Here is an 18,515-nt window from a genome sequence, read left to right as displayed (position 1 = left end):
GTTGCACAGTTGGAGTTGCGGCAAGCCAGCTGATCGCTAATGCTATTTAAAAAAACGTCAACACATACTCATTCAGGGTTTTATCTGATTACTCACCCTGTCAAATCTCGCTAACATCAGCGAAATTTTAAATTTCAAACAAAAATAAACGACAGGAAAACTATGCTTCACTTATCTGGAAAGCTTAGCCGCTGGCTGGCTACGGCAACCCTATGTCTTGGCACCGGCTTGGCACAAGCTGCTCCGGTCACCGTCAAATACGGCGCCTACCACTCCGCTAACGAGACCTTTATTACCGCCATCAATGACATGATGAACGCCATTACTGAGCGTACTAAAGGTGAAATCGTATTCGAACCTTACTACGGTGGCAGCTTACTCAAAGCACAAGACCTATATCCGGGGTTAGCACGTGGTGCCGTGGACATGGTGACCTCCGCTCCACAGGCTTTTAACCCGCGTGACTTTCCATTATCTGGCGTTACCCTGCCATTTATGACTGATAACGTGCACGCTGCCACCTATGCCTATCAAGACTGGTTCAGTAATAACCCCGCTGTCCAAGCCGAGTTCAAACGTAATGGCGCCCATCTACTGCTGGGCTGGTCACTAGCAGAAAACGTCATCTGGACCAAAAAACCAATTAATACCGCAGACGACTTAAAAGGTATGCGTATCCGCATGTTGTTAGGCCCTGGTGAGGCTCTCAGCCTACTAGGTGCCACCGCCGTGGCTACCCCCTACACCGAAGCGATCGATCTATTACAACGTGGCGGCGTGGATGGAATCAGCACGACCTTTTTTGATCAGGGCGTGCGGGATGGCTTAGGAAATGTAGCAGACTATATGTCCTCGGGCGGACGCATGGGGGTGTTTGCAATTATGTTGACCTCCATACGCGAAAAATTATGGGACTCGTTCTCGCCTGAAATTCAAACGATTTTTAATGAAGAAGCGGGTAAAGCCACTACGCGCTATTTTAATGCTTTGGATGACGCCGCGAATAAAGCGGTACAACAGCTAGAAAACAGCAATATCAAAGTGCAAGAAATTGATTCCGCTGAAGCCAAGCGCTGGCAGGAACAGACTCAACCCACTTTGCAACAAAACTACATTGATCGTGCGGCACGTGTAAAAGCCGACGGACGGGCCTTGCTCGACGACTATCAGGCACGCATTGACAAATACAATACCGAGCACCCCTATGTCACAGGCATTGATAAGTTCTTAAACAAGAAAGCCCCCTAGTCATGTGGACCAGACGAATCAACCGTCTCTCGCAAGCTTTTGCCGAGCTTTCAGGCTGGCTGATCGTGCCGATGATGCTTACGATATTTATCGATGCGGTGTTGCGCGGCCTGTTTAATCAGGCCGTGGCAGGCATAGTGGAATTTAACTCTTTATTATTAGTGGCTATGGTGTACCTTGGGCTGGCTGGTGCACAGTCTAAAGGCGCTAATTTTAGAGTGACCCTACTCTCCGATCGCCTCCCTGCTTGGTTAAACAAGGTGCTCATTACCCTGGGCTATCTACTCATGTTGCTTACCCTAAGCATCTTGCTATGGTTTTGCACAGGGGCCGCCCTATACTCGTTCGAGCGCGACGAAATCGGCTACGGCCTCATCGACTTTCCTTTGTGGCCAAGTCGAGCACTGATTTGCTTAGGTCTAGTGCTGTTACTGGTGCAATATCTGGCTGATGGAGTGCTCTTTTTACTTCGCGGCCAAGACCCTTTCTCTGAACAGCCCCTAAGTACCGACCTATCCAGTACAGAAACATAATATGAGCTCGCTACATATCACCGGGCTGGCCATGATTGCCGGCTTGTTTTTTTTATTAGGCATAGGGGTACCCATCGCTTATGCCATGATTGCCATTGGCCTAGCAAGCTTAGTATGGACGCAAGGTTGGGCCTCCGCCGATTACTTAGTCGGCAACTTCCCCTACTCATCCACGGCCGAATTTGCATTTGTTATCATCCCTCTTTTTCTCTTCATGGGAGAGATGGCCTACCGCTCGGGACTTTCCGAGCGTGCCTTTAAGGTTGCACGCACTTGGATAGGGCACTTACCTGGTGGATTACCAATTGCCTCAGTCGCCGCTTGCGCTGGTTTTTCCGCCGTTTGCGGCTCCAGTATCGTTACGGCTGCCACTATAGGCCGTATATCTATACCCGAAATGTTGAAAGCAGGCGTGTCACAACGCTTAGCCGGAGGGGCTGTAGCCACTGCCGGAGCCTTAGGCGCTCTCATCCCTCCAAGTGGTATTTTAGTGGTGTACTCCATCGCTACCCAAGTTCCGGTACTGGACCTATTTGCTACCGCAATCGTACCGGGCATACTTACAGCCCTGGTCTATGCCATAGGCATCTACATATGGGTACAAGTTAGCCCACGAGAAAAAGCCGCACGCACCACCCACCAAGCCGCGACATGGCGTGAAAAAACACGCTCCTTAAAATCGGGTTGGGAAATCCTACTGCTGTTCACTGTTGTAATGGGCTCTATGCTTACCGGGGTTGCCACCCCTACGGAGGCAGCAGCAGTCGGCGCTGTCACAGCTGGACTCATTGCTCTGCTGCGCGGAGCGCGGTTTCAGTCTTTTCGCCAAGGTCTTATCGCCAGTGGCTCATCTAGCGCTGCTGTCTTTATGTTGATTGTGGGTTCAGGCCTATTTAGCCTGGGTTTCGCCACCACCCAAATTCCCCAGCAAATGGCCTCTATGATCTCTGGCCTAGAACTGTCGCCAGTGGTGTTGCTGATTCTATTACTCATCCCTTTCTTATTTTTGGGAATGTTCTTAGACGCCATTTCCATGATATTGCTAACCATGCCACTGATGTTCCCGATAGTGGTCGAAAACAACATTAATCCCATCTTATTTGGGATCTTAGTCACTAAAATGGCTGAAATTGGCAATATTACCCCCCCTGTAGGCTTGAATGTATTTGTATTAAAAGGCGCTGCCCCAGAAATACAAATCAGCGAAGTCTTTAAAGGAGCAGTCCCTTTTATTGCCATGGAGTTTCTCCTCATCGCCCTCTTTATCCTGTTCCCCCAGATTGTTTTATTCCCGTTAAGCTCTTGATTCCATGCCACATAGCACTACGCAAAACTCTGACACGCCAGCCATCGCACAACAATGGCAAAACATTCAAGCTCACAACCCTCGCTTGGCGGCATTAATTACCCCTCCAAGCAGCGCAAGCCTGAATCCACAGAGCGGCCCCTTAGGCGGTGTTACGGTTTCGCTGAAAGACAATATCGATACAGCAGGCATCCCAACCACTGCTGGGGCTGCTTTTTGGAAACATCGTGTTCCCCGCCACAATGCCTATGTGGTAGAACGTTTACTCGCTGCCGGCGCCACGCCCTTTGGCAAGGCCAATATGACAGAACTTGCTTGGGGAGTACGCAGTTACTCGGCTACTGGGGGCCAATGCCGTAACCCTTGGGATGAGCAACGCATTGCAGGGGGTTCCAGCGGCGGTTCCGCGGCCTCTATTGCCGCTGGCTTATGTCATGCTTCCTTAGGCACGGATACAGGTGGCTCAGTACGTCTACCCGCCTCTTTTTGTGGCGTCACAGGGCTGCGCCCCACACATGGCCGCATCTCTAACCATGGTGTCATTCCATTAAGCGAGTCACATGACACTATTGGCCCTATGGCTCGTAGCGCCGCCGAAGTGGCACGGCTATTCAATGCGATCGCTGGCTATGACCATCAAGACCCCTACAGCCAAGCACAAGCTATGAATGCTGTGACAACGCAGCTAGAACACCCCCTTCAAGGCATTACCATAGGTATACCGAAAAACTATTATTTCGATTATTGCCAAGATGAAGTAGGCGCTGCCGTCATGCAAGCCGCTACACAACTAGAAAGCCAAGGGGCCATCCTTAAGGCCATCTCCATCCCCTTGGTGGAGCAAGCCCAAGCAATGGCTGCTTGTATTATGTTCTCGGAGGTGTGTGCCTTGTACGAAGAACGTCTACAACAAGAGCCAGAAAGCATATCTTTTGATATACGCAGTCGTATGGAACACGGTTTTGTATACAACGGTCGTGACTATGCTCGCGCCGTCGCTTTCCGTCAACGCTGGCGTCAAACACTACGTGATATCTATCAAAAGGTCGATATCATGCTCGTGCCTACCACCACACAAACCGCCCCACTGATTGATGACGGTCAAACCCTTTATGCTATTACGCGAGAGCTTGCCCGCAACACCTACCCAAGCTCATTAGCCAGTATTCCTAGCCTATCAGTACCCTGCGGATTTGGCGCAGGCCAGCTACCTATAGGCATGTTGCTAGAAGCGCCGTGGTGGCAAGAGGCTCTCTTACTTCGGGTGGCGCATCAGTATCAACAGCGTAGTGACTTTCACCTCCAAACACCTGCTTGGCTTGATTAAAACGTAACAAGCCTTAAGTTCGTAGTAAGCCGACGTGATCGCATCAACAAAGCACTCAACCGACAGCGCCGTCTTCGGTATACTCCAAGCAATCACGTCTGAAATCGATTGTTTAAGTATTTTCTTTTTGCCGCAACGACTGAGCACGTAGCACGATCATAAAAAAGCCAAGACATACCCCACGCTCGGTACGTAAACAAAATAACTTTCTCTTGCCCCTAAACTTGCTCCCACCCCTGCCGTAAATCTGCTTGTACAGGAAATACAGGGCCTGCCTAACATGAAAATGTAGGGCCAGGATTCCACCCATGAAGGGCTTTCCTGCTTAACCGGCAGTAACACGCCGCTGCCTTTTTCCCCTACAGGAGCAATCCATGTCCGTTATTAATACCAACTATTTGGCTCTGGTCTCCCAGAACAACCTGAACAAATCCCAAGGCGCATTGGGTCAAGCTATTGAGCGCTTGTCCTCTGGTCTACGCATCAACAGCGCCAAGGACGACGCTGCTGGTCAAGCGATTGCCAACCGTTTCACCGCCAACATCAATGGCCTAACACAAGCGGCTCGTAACGCGAACGACGGTATTTCTATTGCCCAAACTACTGAAGGCGCATTGAACGAAATCAACGAAAACCTGCAACGTATCCGTACCTTGACAGTCCAGGCTTCCACTGGTTCTAACTCAGACTCAGATCTTAAGTCTATTCAAGATGAAATAGGGCAGCGCCTAAGTGAGATTAATCGCGTCTCTGAACAAACCCAATTCAACGGCGTGAAAGTCCTCGCTTCTGACAATAAGCTCAAGATTCAGGTTGGAGCGAACGATAACCAAACAATTGAAATCGGCCTCAAACAGATCACTGCTAAAAGCTTGGAGCTGAGTGGTTTCAATGTCAATGGTGCACAGAAAGCTACAGCGGGCGACCTACAAGCTAACTTCACCGTAAGCGGCACTCACAACTATAACAACGCTGGCGGTACGGACTCGTTCAGAGTGGATATCGACAGTGGTACGGTCAAGAACGTTGCTGGGGAAGCTCTATATATAAGCGCAGCAGACGGCACATTCATAAACACAAGCACAGTTACCAATGGATCCGCTACATATACCAGTACACCGTCTAGTGCAGCTGACGCTCTTGGTGTGGCTCTATTGGGCCAAGGCGCTGGTAAATCGGCGGGCGATAAGGTCGTGGCATCCGGTATCGAATTTACAGTGGGCACGATCAATGCTGCAGGTATCGGCACCTACACTGCAAAGGTTGACGGTACTTCCGTGACTTTCACATTGGGGGGCGCGGACGCAACGGATGTAACGGTTGCGACGAGCACTGCCATTCACACCTCCGTTGCTACAGGTCAACTGACGACGAAAACAGCCGAATCTAACCGCGCCGCTACAACAACCGATCTGGATCTCGCGGGAGCGACTAAAGCTTCTAGCACATTTGACATCAACGGTGCCACGTATACTGCTAACGCAGTGGGCGATGAAATCAAGAGCGGTGGCAAAGTCATGTATCTGTCTCGCACGGATAGCGGCAATGTGAAGTTGATCAATGAAGATGCGGCAGCTTTGGAAGCGTCGACTGCAGATCCGCTGAAAGCTCTCGATAAAGCGTTGGCGTCTGTTGACTCTTTACGTAGTGAGCTCGGTGCAGTTCAAAACCGCTTCCAATCCACCATCGCTAACCTGAGCAACACCGTCACGAACCTGTCCGCAGCTCGCTCACGTATCGAAGACGCCGACTACGCTGTCGAAGTCTCGAACATGACTCGCGCTCAGATTCTGCAACAGGCTGGTACTTCCGTATTAGCTCAAGCTAACCAAGTTCCACAAAGCGTGTTGTCCTTGCTGCGTTAATCTTAGTTTTTGGACAGTATAAAATGGGTCTCTTCGGAGGCCCATTTTTGTTAGTAATTACTAAAATAGTAATAACGATTTAAACTCAACCGACACCGTAGACGCTATTAACCAAGATATCACCGCTACCTACGATCAGCGAACCTATACCTCTAACGCTTTCCCCTTTTCTAACCCAGCACATTTGCAAGCTGCAGCGTATTTATACGGTTTGGACTCGGTGTCATTGGAAAAGGCACGAGTATTAGAGTTAGGTTGTGCGGGCGGGGGGAATATTTTGCCGTTTGCGGTCGCTTACGTACAGACCGACGTGGTAGGGGTGGATTTGTCGGCCGTGCAAGTGGAGCAAGGAAAGGCGGCCATCGCCGCTCTAGGTTTGGCGAATGTAAAGCTACACGCCATGAGTCTGACCGATATAGACGAAAGCTTTGGGCAGTTTGACTATATTATTGCGCATGGGGTGTTTAGCTGGGTGCCGCCGGAAGTGCGTCAGGCGATGTTGCAGTTACTGCGCGCACGCTTAAGCCCTAAAGGTGTGGCTTATATTAGTTACAACACTTACCCAGGCTGGAAAGCCGGGGATACTGTGCGGGATGCTATGTTATTACATAGCCATTCAGCACATAGTGGCGAAGACAAGTTAGCCGCTGCTAAAGCCATGCTGAATTTATTATCGGACGGCATTTCTGCGAGTAATCCCTTAGCGCCCTCGTTGCGGGCGGCGGTGGCGCAGCTACGAACGCACTCTGATTATTATATTGCCCACGAATACCTAGAGCTATTTAACAACCCCTGCTATTTGCTGGAGTTTGCCGCCATGGCGCAGGAATTCGGGGTGGTGCATGTGGGCGATAGCGAACCGCATGTAGAGTTAGGAGCTACGTTTGGGCAAAATGTGCAGCTTAACCATAGCCTAATTGCCTTGAGCCAGCCGCGTATTATGCGACAGCAGTATTTAGACTTTGCGGTGGGGCGTAATTTCCGTAAAAGCTTATTGGTACATGCAGAGCGCAGTGACGATATTGCTACTAGCCCTGAACTAGAGAAGTTAGCCGATCTACGTTGGGCCGGGCATTTTACACAAGCAGATAGCCCAGAAGGCTCACCCAAAGAACGCGTATCTTTTACTAACCATAAAAATAACCCACTGCACACCAGCGAAATACATGTACTAGCCGTGATTCGCTGCTTAAGCCAAGTATGGCCACGCAGCCTGACGGTAGACGAGCTTGTTATTGCCTGCTCCCCTACTCTACCAGAACTTGATGCAGAGGGCGTACGCCAACAAGTATTGGCCGCGTTGCACACGTTGTTTAAGCTCAACAGCCTACGTTATACCCTAGCACCCAGCCCTTACGACAAAGCTGACTACGCTAAGGGTGAACACCCACGCCTAATCCCTGGGGTGCAATGGCTGTACAAACAAAAGCAAGACCCTGCTTTTGGGGTAGGCATGTTTAACCTATGGCACGACAGCGTCAATATACGTTTGGCTCAGGCCGAAGCCTGGTTACTGCCCTATATAGATGGCACACACAGCCGCAAACAATTAGCCTCCTTACTGCGCGACGCCTTAACGCGCGGAACGGTACCCAACACAGATGGGAAGTTGTTGAAGGGACAGCGTAATTTAGATACCGTTGCTGACAAGATCGTTGTGAAGTTGCTGGATCTGCTGAAGCGGCAAGGGGTGTTGGTGTAGAGGTTTGACGGCAGCAGCTCTTTACTCAGAAACGAACAATGCGCAGCATGGTTCCCTTACGCGCCTACCCGCGCTGCTTTATCAATCGCCGCCACAGCCCATTGATTTAAGCTCAGCCCGCTGGACGCAGCGGCTATGGTGGCGGCTTGGTGTATTTCTGGGGTGAGACGTAAAACGAACTTTCCCGAAAATGTTTTTGTGGGGGAGATGCCACGTTTAGCGCATTCGTCTAAAAAAATTGCCAAAGAAAGCTGCCCTTCACGTTGCAAACCTTCTATGTCATGAGCGTAAAAATCGGCACCGCCGTTCAATTCTAAAAACTCACCGCGAAATAACTGTATAGCGGGATCATAAGAAATCAAGGCTTTATAAGCCCCAATGTGCATGATGTTTTTCATGATGATATTCCATTTCTTTCTAACCACTGCTTTAACGAAGTGACTGCTGCTTTATCCATATCAGTAGAAGGATGCGGTCTATGCATCACACGGACCTGCTGGAACAAATAAACTGCCACTCGTGAACCTTCACGCTCGGTAATCTCTGCACCTAGCTCTCGCAACAGGGCCAATACATCACTCCATTGCAAGCTCGCGGGCGTAGGACGAGAATAAAGTAGTTCCAACGTTTTTCTATGTTTTGCTTTCATTTAATAGTACCATAAAACAGTATCAACAAAAGCCAGCACCTCGCTGTATAAAAGCAAGATACTGATTAAGGTTAGAAAGAAAAATGGCGTAGCTCGTAATCAAACAACGCAATCAGCAGTCTAGGCCTACGCACATAAAGAAAATAGCTCGGATACTACATAGCGGCTTATCAAGCGGCGGTATGCGCGGGTTAGGAGTCACGTGGCACAGAAGCACGTACTTATTGTGACGCTAGGCACGCTACACCCATTTTTACTATGCGCTTTAAATACTGGCTAAGCGTTCAATCGTGTCGGGGTAGCGTTCCACTAAATAAAGTAGCAGTGCGGCCTGATCATTCGGCTTTGCCCGCCCTTGCTCCCAATTTTCTAGGGTACGGGGGTTGGTGCGTAAATACTGGGCGAAAACCCCACGCGACAAATTCAGGCGCTGCCTTAATGCCAACAATTGTTCTGGAGTGATCTGGGGAACAGGAATACTTTCAAGATGATGGGTGCGCAAGGTAATTTTACCTTCGCGCTCCGCTTCCAAGGCGCCGAACCCCTCACTAATTTCTTCAAAAAGATGGCGTTTTTTCATTACGTTCTTGCCTCGATTTCATGTCGTAAAAAACGTGCTAAAGCCATACGCTCGCTGATTAACAAGTCCTCTACTTCATTTTTGTCATATAAAGTAAACAGCCAAAACTGATCGCCTTGACTCCAATAATAATAAATAAGCCTTAGTCCACCACGTTTACCAGCACCCTTACGTGAATGAAGAAATCGGACCTTGCGTAAGCCGCCGGTGGCAGCCATTACATCACCCGCATAAGGCTGATGAAGTAATAGGCGTTGAAAATTAGCGTAGGCGACATCATCCAAATAACGTTCACGATATCGCTGAAAAGCAGGAAGTTTCACGAATACTGCTTTCATTTCCACCTCATTCTATACGCAATTAACGTACAAAAATAAAGCTCTTGGGCAAAAACAAGTTGTTACTGTATGTACCATGACACAGCAATATGCAAAGCAATATATATTCAGAAGGTGCAGAGAGCTAGATCGGCTTCTACCTTCTTCTTCCCTAAAACAAGCACAAAAAAACCAAGCAACGTTTTAGCTCATCACTTATCAGACTACGTCTGCTGTTTTAACCACTCACGCAGGGCGTCATTTACACGGGTTTGCCAACCACGGCCTGTGGCTTTAAGGGCGGCGAGTACGTCGGGATCAAAGCGTATGGTAGTTTGTATTTTGCGTGGGGCTTTTTGTGGACCACGCACTTTCTGTATGCGCTGCTGAAAGCTTTCAGGCATCTGGGTTAAACGTTTCGCCTTGCTAAAGTCGGCATCTGTCCATTCATCATGATCCATCTTGGGCTGTTCGGCATTGAATTTCTCGCTCATAGCGTTGTGTCTCTCGTTGGTTGGCTTTACGCAAGCTAATCACTCGTAAAGCATTATCACGGAAAGTAAAACACATGAAATACAAGCGATGGTGGATGAAGCCCAAGGCCTGATAACGTGTCTCACCGTAATCAACGCGCAGGTCTTCTTTTATTAGGGCCGTGTCAAAATTGAAATCACGAGCCAAAAACAAGGAAAACCCGCGTGTTCGTCTAGTAATAAGATCTTTAATCGGATCAACGACTATCCTCATAGCATATTGTAGAGTCAATTTGTGTTGTTGTCGGATAAAACACGTATCTGCGGGGCCAAACAAACGCTGCTCAAATCTTATTCATATTTTTAATTGCACACTAGATCGGCTTCTACCTTCTCCGCCCCTAACACAAGCACAAAAAAACCAAGTACTTTCGCAAGTACTTGGTCAAATTTTCCTGTTGTGTTTTTTAGTTCGCGTTGCTATTGCGTTGGTGGGCGATCAAGCAGCAAAGCCCATCAATACCTATCAACGCTGACGGGTGCTAGGTGACGCTTTAGCATCTGCCCATCCAGCCCACCTTTAAACGTAGGTCCCTTTAAGACTTAGGCCTGCACCCAAAAAGCACCCGTCTGATACTACTTGTTTGCCCTACATAATCTCAATCTTGGCCTCGTCAATCAGCTCTGCCCACTTTTGGCTATCTTTAATCACCAAGGCTTTCAGATCATCCGGTGTACCCGAAACGAATTCTACCCCCTGCGGCTCAAATTTAGCGTCTAATTCTGGGTTCTGGATGACTTTACGCGTGGCCTGATTAAGCCGTTCAATAATCTCATCGGGTGTGCCTGCTTTGGCAAATAAGCCATACCAAGTGGTGTATTCCAGATTGGGCAAGCCCTGTTCGGAGATAAGCGGCAAGCTAGAGGTGTACGACCCTTTGCTGGGGCCAGTCATTCCTACTGCCGTGACTTTGTTATCTTGAATAACAGGCTGCAAGGAAGGCATGCTACTAAATAAGGCATGTATCTGCCCCGCCGCAAGATCTACAATCACTTGAGAGGTACCGCGATAAGGCACATGCACCACATCGACTTGCGCCTCGTGTTTGAACATTTCCATGCCCAAGTGCGCAATGCCCCCTACCCCTGCCGACCCGAAGTTCACTTCGCCGGGATGCTGACGAGCGTATTCGATCAACTCTGGCACGCTGCGTACCGGCAAGGTATTGCTCACTACCAGTACGTGAGGGCTTTGAGTAATTTGTGCAACAGGCGCGAGCAAACCCAATACATCCTTTCCTTCCATGGCCTTAGAGGGAATCGTGATATTACCCGAGGCGGGTAATAACAAGGTATACCCGTCTGCGGGAGCACTTATCAATTGGTTCAAGGCGGGAACGCCGTTGCCGCCGCCCGAGTTGACCACTACTATCGTTTGCCCCAGTTCATCGCCCAACAACTTGGCGTATTCACGCCCTACTAAGTCTGCCGGGCCGCCTGCAGCAAAAGGAATAATCAGGCGTATTGGTCTGTCTGGATAAGTACTGGCCTGACTGCCGAACGACGCCAGACTCATTGCCACGACACCCAAACCTATTAACCATTGTTTTTTCATCATCGTCTCCTTACTTAATCATTCATTGGGCGTGGGGCTATATCTATATGGGCCTGCGCCAATTCTTGACGCAACCAGGCTGGCTCCAACACCCCCTTATCGATCGCTTGCATGCGTGCCTGCTCTTGCTGCCATTTTTCGTAGGCAGCTTGCAGCAAAGGCTCACGCTCCTGCTCGGTAAAAACGACTACACCGTCGTCATCGCCATAGATCCAATCACCGGCCTGGATTGACACGCCACCACACGATACGGGCTTAAACACTGAGCCTGGGCCGTGCTTATACGGGCCCGCAGGACTTAGGGCTGAGGCAAATACGGGCAAGGCCGCTTGCCGTAATTCAATTGCGTCGCGCACCGCACCGTCTATCACTACTCCTGCTAGGCCTACCGCCTGTGCTTGATGGCACATGATGCCGCCCATCAAAGCGCGCTCGGTATAGTTGCCCCCATCCACCACCAGAACTTCACCCGCCTGAGCCACTGACAGCGCTGCATGAATGGCTAGGTTATCGCCCGCAGGAACGGCAACCGGCAAAGCTCGACCATGCACGACCCAACCTGTTTTCAACGGTTTAATTCGACTTGCTAAGACTCGGGCACCGCGATCTGCCAGTAATGTGCTGCTCAACCAGTCTGCTTGTGCTACTTGCATGGCGCCTCCTTATAGAAAAGTGGTGTGCACCGAAGGGAATATGCTTTGATAGGCTTCGGCGTAACGCGTGTTCGCCTGTCCGCGCCTACCGGCTTGAGCACCTCGTTGCAAGGCTACTCGTTCGTAGTAATCCCAAAGATTGCGTTGGGTAGGCATGGCTCGCATGGCGGCATACTTCTGCTCCCACACGGGGGTGATGTCTAGCAACATATTGGGTTTGAAATCACACAATTCGGACTGATGCGGCTCAAAGCACAGCACCTGAGGCGGCTTAATGTGATTGCTGCCGTGGCCGGGAGCAATGGCCTGCATACGTGCCAGCAGCACGGTTTCATAGGTTTTGCTGTGATCTAAATTAGATGGATCACGCTCGGGATGCGTAATCACGATATCGGGTCTTAGCGTTCGATAATTATCTGCTAGGCGACTCACGACCTCTGGAGTGATATTCATGGGGTAGTCACCTAGGTCGTAAAAGTCCACCGTTTTTATACCTAGTAGACGAGCCGCTTCCTGCGCCTCCGCATGTCGCGTTTGCTTGACTGTATTTTTGCTGATGTCTGGAGTCTGCCAGGCCAGATTAGACTCCCCATTTTCACCGTAACTTAAGCACACCAAATGAACGGGGGTACCTTGGCTTGCATGTAGTGCAATTGCTCCGCCTGCTCGCCAAACAAAATCGCCCACGTGAGCCGTCACCACCAAGATTGACGAATTCATTACCACTCTCCTATTTCGAATGAATTTATTGTATATTTATGAAACGTCGTTGTATCTAGTACAACAATATAATAAAGAGGTAGAAGATGAGTAATGATGGCGTGGTTGCCGTGGAACGTGCTTTGTCCATTCTGGATTGCTTTCAACCGGGCGCAGAAAGGCTCAGCCTGGCGGATTTGAGTGCGCGGCTACCGCTGCACAAAACGACTATTTTTCGTATGCTCAATTCACTGGTTCGCTGCGGCTATGCCATTCGTCATAAGGACGGCACTTATACACCCGGCCCGCGCTTACTGTATTTAGGGCGCGTGTACGAACGGAGTTTTCACTTGTCTGAGCTAGTCATGCCTGTACTCGAAGCGCTATCCAAAAAAACAGGAGAAAGCGCGGCATACTATGTGGAAGGGGAAGAACTGGGGAGCCGCTTGTGTTTGTTTCGCTGCCAACCCCACGAGGGCCTGCATAGTCAGGTAATTGCTGGCAGTGTTATGCCGCCAGACAACTCCTCCACAGCTAGGGTATTCAAAACGTGGGCGCAACTCGAGCCCACCCAAGAGCAAACCCTGCCTTATTATTCATGCGGCCAGCGTGATCCGCACACATCGTCTTGGTCGGTACCGGTAATAGGTTATGAAAACTTATTTGTAGGCGCCTTAACGATTGCCGGCCCAACAGTACGCTTGAACCGTGTAGATGTCACTTTTTTCGAGCGCACCCTGCTGCAGGCGGCAGACGAACTGGCCAGCAAACTGGGCGCTACGGCTGATATACGCGAGGCTTTGTATCAGTAACACTAATTTTCACAAAGGCCGGAGTGGGCTACGGCAGGATGCCTTAGCTTATCGCTAAGCCCCAAGCATGTGATGGGATTCACTGCTTGTTAATACATACAGGGTGGTAAGCTAGTAGCGTAAACAAGATAATTTAATTCCTTTATTTTAGCAATTAAATATCAAAAACCAAGTTAACTCACAATAAAATGCATTTACAATAATAGCGAAGACTATTATGCATCCGTTTACCCTACCCCTTTGGCCTACCTATGTTAATACGACCATTTAGCACCCCTGAGGAGATCGTACAACGCCTTTGCGAGCGCCTGCGCAAAGAACGCCTACACCTACAAATGACGCAGGCAGATGTTGCCGCACGCGCCGGGGTTAGCACCAATACCGTCTCTAACCTAGAGGCAGGCCGTAATATTAGTGTAGAAAACTTAGTACGTATTGCTAGCATACTGGGGCGCGCCCAAGAGTTCGAAACCCTTTTCTTACCTAAACTAAATAGCATCGACGAGCTTCTACACTACGAACACAGCAGTCAACGTCAACGTAGCAGAAGGAAGAAAAAAGATGCTTGAGCAAATCAATGTCTATTACGAGGGCTGGGGCGAACGATGGCTGTGGGGTAAGCTTAAAACCACCACTGCACTCATTGGCAGGCCACAAATTTTATTCGAATACAGTGCTGAAGCACGACAAAAAGGCTTAGAGCTTTCTGTCTACACACTCTCTTTAGCAGGGCCTCATTTACGTAGCGCTTTCCCTACTCATCAACTCCATCTTCCTGGCCCAATATATGATGCTTTACCTGATGGTTGGGGGATGCTGCTGATGGACCGGGTCTTTAAAAAACGTGGCTTAACATCTTCAGATATCAATCCACTCCTGCGGTTAGCTTATATCGGCTCTAACGCTATGGGAGCACTAACATTCGAACCTGCACAGTCAGAGAATTTGTCTGCTCAAGCTCACACGCCTATTGCGCAACTTGCCCTAGAAATTCAAGAGGTTATGCAAGGTGAAGGAAGCGAATTTCTACAGAAATTATTGCTAGTAGGAGGATCCCCGCAGGGAGCACGACCTAAAGCCCTATTATATCGTCGCCCTAACACAGAAGAATTTACCACCGCCCCAACGGCAGGCTTTGAGGCATGGCTAATAAAATTTCCAGCTCAAGGTGAACATGCCGAAGTTTGCGCCATCGAAATGGCGTACTCTGCGCACTTACGGTTGGCTGGCATCAGCACACCCGATACACATTACTTTGCTCTACCTAACGGTTTAGCGGCATTTGGTAGTAAACGTTTCGATCGTACTGGTGAGTTACGCATACCCATGCAAACCCTAGCCTCTTTTACAGGGGCCAACTACCGAACACCAGGATCATTAGATTATGTAAATTTTTTACGCGCTACGCAGCTTTGCACCAATGACAGCCGTGAGCAGGTCAAAGCCTTCACTTACGCAGTATTCAATGTGGTTTTCAATAACCGCGATGATCATCCAAAAAACTTTTCTTATTCAATGACATCCGCTGGTGATTGGATACTGGCCCCTGCTTACGACGTTACTTTCTGCGAAGGCCCGGGTGGGTATCATCAAATGGATGTAATGGGCGAAGCACTGGCTATAGACCGCTCGATGCTATGCAAGCTGGCTACTGAAACGTGTCTAAGCACCTCGGAGGCCACTGCAATTATTGATCAACTATGCCAGCTTGCTGCCAACTTTTCCAGTACAACTACCCAACTATACCCTGGCCTCATCCGTCCAAAGTCATTGCTTAAGATTCAAGACTGTCTTAATAGGAATATCCAACGACTGTCGTAAGCCTATATGCGTTCCCTTACGCAAACCCTATTACTTCAAAATGACGCTCGACTGCATCAAGCAAGCTATACGCAACGAGTAGCGAGGTTTTAGGGTTATCGGGTGAGGGGGTATTGCTGATGTGGGCATGCAGTTCGCCAGCGGGGCCGCTAATGTGCAAAATATGCTGATTTTGCTGGGCGCTTGGATCGGCAATGACTTGCACTTGAGTGTGTTGCATACCGACTCCGGCCAAGGCTAACGCGGCGGCAACGTTTAGGTTTTGGGGGTAGCGTTGGGCGGCTTGATCAGCGCTGCCGCTAAACAAAACAAGGGGTTTTTTTAGTGTATTGCTATCGTATCCAAGCTGAGCAAGCTCTGCCTGCCAAGCACTAAGCGGTTTACGCGATTCGTAGTGCACTTGCGTACCAGGTAGTCGACTAGCAGCACGCAGATAATCCAACGCACCGATAGCCCCACTTAATAAACGAATACGTCCACCACCCTGACGTGCGTCGTCTAACAATTGCTGATGTAAGGCTGAGTCGGCTAAGGCCCCGATAGAGGTAATTAATACGGTATGCCCCGCCTGAAGACATGACGGAAGATAAGCGGCAACGGCTTGCTGCCCTGCTGCCTCAACCACGAGCTCGGGCTGCCATGCGAGTAAGTCGTCGATACTGGTCAGCAACTGCACGGAATCGGGCACTTGAGCGCGCCGAGGTGAGTTGGCGCGCAAGAGCACAGCACACTGATAAGATTGCTTGGTTTGCTGCAACTGTTGCACTAACTGTTGAGCGATAGCCCCATACCCTATGATGGCAAGCTTAGGTAGTTTCACCGCGTTATCCTTTTAAAATTAAAGTATATACGCTATTTACTGAGGCATACTTATGCCACCTTTGCTTGCACGTTCAATAGTACTGCTGTGTCTGTGCTAGAGTAATAAATAAAAAAGGGCTCAGCAATTTCTTGCTGAGCCCACCTCTGAAATTTATTCAGAGGCAGCACCATGTCAGGTGTAATTAAATAATAAACAAACAAGATGACAATAGTATTACAAATGAATCCGACAACAATTCAATAATGAACAACAATATTTTAGATTCATGAATTTGGCATGGAGCATGTATAGTTAAAAAACACGCAGCAACAAAACCAAAAGATCAAAAAGAAGGGCCCGACAATTACTTGCCGGGCCCAGTTTCTGGAGATCAACCAGAAGTACCAATTAAGGTACAAACACATAGTAAACCAGCCATATGACAGCAGTATGACAAAGAGGCAAAAAAGCGAATATTTTTAAAATAAGACTTTTTCTACTCTTCCCAGGCCAGTTAAAAAACCAAGAACAAAAAAAACAAAATAAAAATTAAGAAAAAATAAAAACTATTACAGAGAAATTAAAAAAAACAATCAGCAAATACAAAAACCTTGAAATAATTAAAATAAATTACTGGTTTATTCTAAAAATCTTACTCGCCACGATTTCTGCACTGATAATGGATTTGATTAAAAAATAGGCCTATTATTTCTGTGTTTTAATACATACCATGAAAAGCGGCGTCATCCGAACCAATATGAGATGGTGGGCTCCAGGTGACATCACGCATAGAATGCTGGACCAAGTTTTCCACCCCTAATAGCACCGCAAAAATGGCCATGCGCACAGGAATGCCGTTATCAGCTTGGCGGAAAATAGCCAAGCGCGGGTCCATGTTCAAATCTACGCTTAAGTCATGCGCTCCGGGGCGGCTGTCGCGTGGCAAGGGGTGCATAACGATGACGTCAGGCCCACAAACTTGCTCGACAATGGCACGGTTGACTTGAAACTCTGCCGTGTAACCGTCGTCTTGTCCCTCAGAAAAACGCTCTTTTTGTACGCGTGTGGCATAAATCACATCGGCCCCCACCAAGCCTTCCTCTAGGCTATGTGTTTGCTCGATGGTGTGCAACCCACTGGCGGCCACCTTTTCCAGAATATCTTCCGGCATTTCTAAGCCGTGGGGTGAAATCAGCGTAAATTTTAGCCCTCGGTACAAGGCCAGTAATTTAATGAGTGAGTGCACCGTACGGCCATATTTTAAATCACCCACTAAAGCAATATGGGCACCATCCATCAATTTACCCAAACGGGAGAATTCCGTGAGGATGGTATAGAGGTCAAGTAATGCCTGACTGGGGTGCTCACCGGCGCCATCGCCGCCGTTAACGACGGGAATATTGGTGGCATGCGCAAACTCGGCTACCGAACCTTGATCGGGATGGCGAATCACCATGGCATCCACATAACCGCTCATGACACGGCTGGTGTCATAAATGGACTCGCCTTTGGCCATAGAGGAAAAAGTAAAGCCCGTGGTGTCGCAGACCGAACCGCCTAGGCGGCAAAAAGCAGCTCCAAAACTGACACGCGTACGTGTACTGGCTTCAAAAAAAAGATTACCCAGCACGGCTCCCTCTAGCACGCGCGAGACTTTCTGACGGCGCGCAATAGGTTGCATAATATCTGCCACGCTAAACAGCTCTTCGACACTCTCACGGGTAAATTGATCGACCGATAAAAGCTGATGCTTACCCCCTACAGCAATGCGGTCGCGTAAAGGACCCGACTGAGCGCTTTGTGAGTATTTGCTGAGCAAGGCATCGTTCTCGACGATTTCAGTCACAAAACGCTGCACTACTTCAGGCATGCTGCGCGCCTCAAGGGAGCCCTCGGGCAATAACCACGTATCTAAAGCACGGCGTTTAACACCTATGCGTGCAGCGAAAACATCACGAGTCAGATTAAGCCTGCGCATTGCATCGCGCAAAAACACTTGCTGAGAGACGGCCATGGAGAGCACCCTATATAAATATACGCAATGCGTACATTTTATGGCACATCAATATAAAACCAAGTGTTTTCCCTTGTTTGCAAGACAAAAAACAACAAG

At 49.0% G+C, this 18,515-nt stretch carries 20 protein-coding genes; 9 read left to right on the top strand and 11 right to left on the bottom strand.

Features of this window, described 5'->3' with window-relative positions; all coding sequences use genetic code 11:
- Window positions 1-162 precede the first annotated feature (162 nt).
- The 6 genes from OSH01_RS05130 (at window position 163) to OSH01_RS05105 (ending at window position 7,981) form a co-directional block, all read left to right on the top strand.
- Entirely contained in the window at window positions 163-1,248 is a 1,086-nt protein-coding gene (locus OSH01_RS05130; protein ID WP_266123004.1) for a TRAP transporter substrate-binding protein, read from the top strand.
- A gap of 2 nt (window positions 1,249-1,250) precedes the next feature.
- A complete protein-coding gene (locus OSH01_RS05125; RefSeq protein ID WP_266123003.1) occupies window positions 1,251-1,781 on the top strand; it encodes a TRAP transporter small permease subunit in 531 nt (176 codons plus the stop codon).
- 1 nt (window position 1,782) lies between these two features.
- Window positions 1,783-3,087, top strand: a complete 1,305-nt coding sequence (locus OSH01_RS05120) for a TRAP transporter large permease (protein WP_266123002.1) — start codon at window positions 1,783-1,785, stop codon at window positions 3,085-3,087.
- A 4-nt stretch (window positions 3,088-3,091) separates the two neighbouring features.
- Window positions 3,092-4,414, top strand: coding sequence for an amidase (locus tag OSH01_RS05115; RefSeq protein ID WP_266123001.1), 1,323 nt, complete (start codon window positions 3,092-3,094; stop codon window positions 4,412-4,414).
- Between the two features lie 374 nt (window positions 4,415-4,788).
- A complete protein-coding gene (locus OSH01_RS05110; protein ID WP_266123000.1) occupies window positions 4,789-6,279 on the top strand; it encodes a flagellin N-terminal helical domain-containing protein in 1,491 nt (496 codons plus the stop codon).
- Between the two features lie 184 nt (window positions 6,280-6,463).
- The gene (locus OSH01_RS05105; protein ID WP_266122999.1) at window positions 6,464-7,981 is read left to right on the top strand and encodes a methyltransferase regulatory domain-containing protein; all 1,518 of its coding nucleotides are present in this window, start codon (window positions 6,464-6,466) and stop codon (window positions 7,979-7,981) included.
- Between the two features lie 56 nt (window positions 7,982-8,037).
- Here OSH01_RS05105 and OSH01_RS05100 read toward each other — a convergent pair whose 3' ends face one another.
- The 9 genes from OSH01_RS05100 to OSH01_RS05060 all read right to left on the bottom strand — a co-directional run bounded on the left by OSH01_RS05100 (window position 8,038) and on the right by OSH01_RS05060 (window position 12,988).
- On the bottom strand, window positions 8,038-8,379 hold the full coding sequence (locus OSH01_RS05100) for a type II toxin-antitoxin system HicB family antitoxin (RefSeq protein WP_266122998.1): 342 nt from the start codon (window positions 8,377-8,379) through the stop codon (window positions 8,038-8,040).
- On the bottom strand, window positions 8,376-8,630 hold the full coding sequence (locus tag OSH01_RS05095; RefSeq protein WP_266122997.1) for a type II toxin-antitoxin system HicA family toxin: 255 nt from the start codon (window positions 8,628-8,630) through the stop codon (window positions 8,376-8,378). The genes OSH01_RS05100 and OSH01_RS05095 overlap by 4 nt, the downstream gene beginning before the upstream one ends.
- A gap of 265 nt (window positions 8,631-8,895) precedes the next feature.
- Entirely contained in the window at window positions 8,896-9,210 is a 315-nt protein-coding gene (locus OSH01_RS05090; RefSeq protein ID WP_266122996.1) for a helix-turn-helix domain-containing protein, read from the bottom strand.
- A complete protein-coding gene (locus tag OSH01_RS05085) occupies window positions 9,210-9,548 on the bottom strand; it encodes a toxin (RefSeq protein ID WP_266122995.1) in 339 nt (112 codons plus the stop codon). The genes OSH01_RS05090 and OSH01_RS05085 overlap by 1 nt, the downstream gene beginning before the upstream one ends.
- Window positions 9,549-9,751: 203 nt before the next feature.
- Window positions 9,752-9,988, bottom strand: coding sequence for a BrnA antitoxin family protein (locus OSH01_RS05080; protein ID WP_266122994.1), 237 nt, complete (start codon window positions 9,986-9,988; stop codon window positions 9,752-9,754).
- Window positions 9,978-10,274, bottom strand: coding sequence for a BrnT family toxin (locus OSH01_RS05075; RefSeq protein WP_266122993.1), 297 nt, complete (start codon window positions 10,272-10,274; stop codon window positions 9,978-9,980). The genes OSH01_RS05080 and OSH01_RS05075 overlap by 11 nt, the downstream gene beginning before the upstream one ends.
- Window positions 10,275-10,649: 375 nt before the next feature.
- The gene (locus OSH01_RS05070; RefSeq protein ID WP_266122992.1) at window positions 10,650-11,618 is read right to left on the bottom strand and encodes a Bug family tripartite tricarboxylate transporter substrate binding protein; all 969 of its coding nucleotides are present in this window, start codon (window positions 11,616-11,618) and stop codon (window positions 10,650-10,652) included.
- 11 nt (window positions 11,619-11,629) lie between these two features.
- Window positions 11,630-12,268, bottom strand: a complete 639-nt coding sequence (locus OSH01_RS05065; protein WP_266122991.1) for an RraA family protein — start codon at window positions 12,266-12,268, stop codon at window positions 11,630-11,632.
- A 9-nt stretch (window positions 12,269-12,277) separates the two neighbouring features.
- Entirely contained in the window at window positions 12,278-12,988 is a 711-nt protein-coding gene (locus OSH01_RS05060; RefSeq protein ID WP_266122990.1) for a PIG-L deacetylase family protein, read from the bottom strand.
- Window positions 12,989-13,074: 86 nt separating this feature from the next.
- Here OSH01_RS05060 and OSH01_RS05055 point away from each other — a divergent pair, with 86 nt between their 5' ends.
- From OSH01_RS05055 to OSH01_RS05045, 3 genes are all read left to right on the top strand, one after another.
- On the top strand, window positions 13,075-13,779 hold the full coding sequence (locus OSH01_RS05055; protein WP_266122989.1) for an IclR family transcriptional regulator: 705 nt from the start codon (window positions 13,075-13,077) through the stop codon (window positions 13,777-13,779).
- Window positions 13,780-14,030: 251 nt separating this feature from the next.
- Window positions 14,031-14,348 carry a helix-turn-helix domain-containing protein gene (locus tag OSH01_RS05050; RefSeq protein WP_266122988.1) on the top strand — a complete coding sequence of 106 codons (318 nt, stop codon included), beginning with the start codon at window positions 14,031-14,033 and terminating at the stop codon, window positions 14,346-14,348.
- Window positions 14,341-15,600, top strand: coding sequence for a type II toxin-antitoxin system HipA family toxin (locus tag OSH01_RS05045; RefSeq protein WP_266122987.1), 1,260 nt, complete (start codon window positions 14,341-14,343; stop codon window positions 15,598-15,600). Before OSH01_RS05050 ends, OSH01_RS05045 begins: the two co-directional genes overlap by 8 nt.
- Window positions 15,601-15,616: 16 nt before the next feature.
- Here OSH01_RS05045 and OSH01_RS05040 read toward each other — a convergent pair whose 3' ends face one another.
- Together OSH01_RS05040 and OSH01_RS05035 are read right to left on the bottom strand one after the other, a co-directional pair.
- Window positions 15,617-16,420: an aspartate dehydrogenase gene (locus OSH01_RS05040; RefSeq protein WP_266122986.1), complete on the bottom strand. Its 804-nt coding sequence runs from the start codon at window positions 16,418-16,420 to the stop codon at window positions 15,617-15,619.
- A gap of 700 nt (window positions 16,421-17,120) precedes the next feature.
- Entirely contained in the window at window positions 17,121-18,416 is a 1,296-nt protein-coding gene (locus tag OSH01_RS05035) for an aspartate carbamoyltransferase (RefSeq protein ID WP_266122985.1), read from the bottom strand.
- Window positions 18,417-18,515 lie beyond the last annotated feature (99 nt).

Origin of the sequence: Alcaligenes endophyticus (genome assembly GCF_026344035.1) — a bacterium.
Classification (GTDB): Bacteria; Pseudomonadota; Gammaproteobacteria; order Burkholderiales; family Burkholderiaceae_B; genus Alcaligenes; species Alcaligenes endophyticus.
This window is presented reverse-complemented; position numbering and strand designations above follow the sequence as displayed.